Source organism: Azonexus caeni, from assembly GCF_048146105.1.
GTDB classification, from domain to species: Bacteria; Pseudomonadota; Gammaproteobacteria; order Burkholderiales; family Rhodocyclaceae; genus Azonexus; species Azonexus aromaticus_B.
Genome location: NZ_JBKJAD010000060.1, coordinates 1 through 1185, shown reverse-complemented (window position 1 = coordinate 1185; position 1185 = coordinate 1). Strand labels below are relative to the sequence as shown.

Genomic DNA, 1185 nt, shown 5'->3' with positions numbered 1-1185 from the left:
ACTTTCGTCTTTTGGACGGACGAAATGCGCCATGGAAGCTTCAGTCTGATGGATTGCCTTGATGAGCTTGAAGACCCGCGAGAAACCAGTAATGGAACGCTCTACGATTTCCGGGAGCTGCTGGTGATCGCCATCTGCGCCAGCCTTTGTGACATGGATACCTGTGAGGATTTTTCCTTCTGGGCAGAGGCGCGCCAACCCTGGCTGAAGAAGTTTCTGACGCTGAAGAATGGCATCCCGTCTTCGGCGACCTTCTACCGTCTGTTTCGGGCGTTGGATCCCAAACAGTTCGAAGCCTTCTTTCGCCGCTGGGTGAGTCAGATCGTGCCGGCGGCCGCGCCGCCGGGCCAGATGGCGATCGATGGTAAGACGATTCGCGGTTCGGTCGATGGGGTACGCCGACCGGCGCACATCGTCAGTGCCTTCTCCACCGACCTGGGCATTGTCTTTGGCCAAGAACGCGTTGAGCAGAAGAGCAATGAGATCACCGCCATTCCGGAACTGCTCGAAGCCCTGTATGTAAAAGGCTTTCTGGTCAGCATCGATGCCATGGGCTGCCAGAAGGAGATTGCCCGGAAGATCATCGACAAGGGCGGCGACTACCTGTTGATGGTCAAGGGCAACCAGCCTACCTTGCTGGAAAAAGTTAGCGCCGCCTTCAGTACGGAACTCCGTTCCGACATGCCGCGTTTCGAGCATCTGGATACCAGCCACGGGCGTGTGGTGAGTCAATTGACTTGGACGGCGCCAGCCACTGAGGCCGCCATCGACTGGCAGGAATGGCACCAGTGCAAAACCATCGCCATGGTGGCCTCGTTGCGTCAGGTGGGGAGCAAAACCAGTGATCTTGAACAGCGCTATTACATCTCGTCGCGAGAGCTGACGCCCGAAGCGATGGCCAAGGCCATCCGTGAGCACTGGGCGGTGGAAAACAAGCTTCACTGGATACTCGATGTCAATTTCAGCGAAGACGACTGCATGGTCAAGAAAGACAATGCACCGGAAATCCTCTCGCTGATCCGTCGTGTCGTCATCAATATGCTCAGCCTGGACACGACACAACCTTCGTTCACCAAAAAGAAACTCAGCAAGCGCCAGAAGCGCAAGTTCGCCAATTGGGACGAGTCCATCATGCGCAGCATCCTCGGAATTCAACCATTATGATGTTCGAGTGCAAAGGCCCTG

1 protein-coding gene is annotated in these 1185 nt (G+C 56.0%); it reads left to right on the top strand.

Annotated elements, in window-relative coordinates; all coding sequences use genetic code 11:
* Positions 1 to 48 precede the first annotated feature (48 nt).
* Entirely contained in the window at positions 49 to 1164 is a 1116-nt protein-coding gene (locus tag ACLIIZ_RS21060) for an ISAs1 family transposase (RefSeq protein ID WP_416695657.1), read from the top strand.
* The last annotated feature ends 21 nt before the right edge of the window (positions 1165 to 1185 follow it).